Origin of the sequence: Aetokthonos hydrillicola CCALA 1050 (assembly GCF_017591665.1) — a bacterium.
In the GTDB taxonomy this organism is placed as follows: Bacteria; Cyanobacteriota; Cyanobacteriia; order Cyanobacteriales; family Nostocaceae; genus Aetokthonos; species Aetokthonos hydrillicola.
The window spans coordinates 6,575-8,247 of record NZ_JAAKGC010000163.1 but is presented as its reverse complement, the minus strand read 5'-3'; the positions used below and the strand labels follow the sequence as shown (position 1 = coordinate 8,247).

The window sequence follows — 1,673 nt, the reverse complement described above, 5'->3', positions numbered from 1 at the left end:
GACTCCACCAAAAATACTCCTAATGGATATGTAATTGTGTCTGCCTCCATATTAGTAGATGGGAGAGAAATGCGTTGGCTAGTTGTGGGAAAAAAGGAAATCACCCATTTTTACACGTTGACTACAGGGACTCGTAGCCGCTAGCCAGATCTAGAGACAAAAAAGCCAACGACAGCATAACTCCAGTAATTCATCAACATCTCTTCAGCTACCGGGTGTAAGGGTGCTTTACTCGAAAAGATGGGTCGTGAGTAAAACTGTGGAGTTTCTGCGCCATGTTTCTAGAAATTTGATTAAATACTTTAATAAATGTCTGAAAAAGTCATATTGGAGTGTAGCTGCGCCTAGTTGCTTAGGTGCAATTAAGCTTGCTATCAAAGCGGATTTTTTTGTACTTAGTAAAAAATATGCGTTATATCACAATCATTACTACTGAATGTCCTGTTTCACCATTAACTCTTCCCTGTATTACACGGTTGCGATTCATTTCTGGGTAAAAACATAACCTAGAGAGGGGGATTTAGGATTGCTGCACATACAAATTTTGAGCATCCATTTTTTCCCATAAAACAACTTCAGTCATTACAACTATACTCTGTGACAGTTTAAGGTGCAGAATGTAGTTTATAAGTTAATCATCATCTTTTTGCTTCCAGCCTTTTAGTCGCATTTCTCTTTTTATAAATTTTCTTTTATCTGTCTTGCGCTTTTTTTCGTACGGTAATTGACTGTAGCTAAACCCTGCGTCCTGAAGATCACTATAAAAGCGTAAGATTGGAATAAAATTTCTAACAAGAAAACTTGGAAGGAGAAAAAATGGAGTTAGCAAATAAATTTGCAGGGTAACGACGATAGTTTGTGTCAATAAACTGCTAGTGCCAAACAAAGCAAAAAATACGACAATTATGACCGATAATAAATAGCCCGCGACATAACAATCCAATAACTTAGTATATTTTTCATTCGAGGTTCTAATAAACGCATAAGCTAAGGCGCTTAAGGTGGTTAGAGACCCAATAAAAGGAAAAAAGAATTTCACATTTTCTAGAACTTGAGATAGAGTAATATGACCAAGACCGAGTAGCGCTGGTACTCCGACAATAAATAGATTCATTAACAAATATACATAAATCCACTCTCTAACAAAATAGAAAAAGAATGTCGTCATGATGGTATCCCTGTTTGAAATCAACTTACTGATACCAATTTTCTGTGAAGCTGCACATTATTTACCCCTCCTAACATCCCCTTAGAAAGGCGATGTTAGGAGGCGATGGGGCTCTTTCTATGCGTCTTCGCATAACAATGGTATGAATAGCTGTAAATGTAATAGTTGTCATATTCAAAACTTCGTGTAGTTTATCATGCCTAGAATATAGAGTAAATTTCATTGAAAAATTTCTTTATAGTTTGTATAAAATTTGTAACTATTAAGGTCTGAATTTGAGTAATTAAAGATGGCTCTTGGATATTTGGATTAACAGAAAAACTTAGGACTCAGGAGCCAGAATTCAGAATTGAATTTTGTACGACTGGTGAGTAGCAGCACTGCAGGAGGAGCCACTGCGCCCTTGCGGCAATGCCGCTACATTAATCCTCTCCAAAAACGGACAACAGAGCGATCTGCACGCACTCATCTAAGCTCCTAAAATTACCCGGACATTTCCAGACAG

1 protein-coding gene is annotated in these 1,673 nt (G+C 37.2%); it reads right to left on the bottom strand.

What is annotated here, in order from left to right:
• Window positions 1–631: 631 nt before the first annotated feature.
• Window positions 632–1,168, bottom strand: a complete 537-nt coding sequence (locus G4P69_RS34175) for a hypothetical protein (protein ID WP_208354354.1) — start codon at window positions 1,166–1,168, stop codon at window positions 632–634.
• Between the last annotated feature and the right edge of the window lie 505 nt (window positions 1,169–1,673).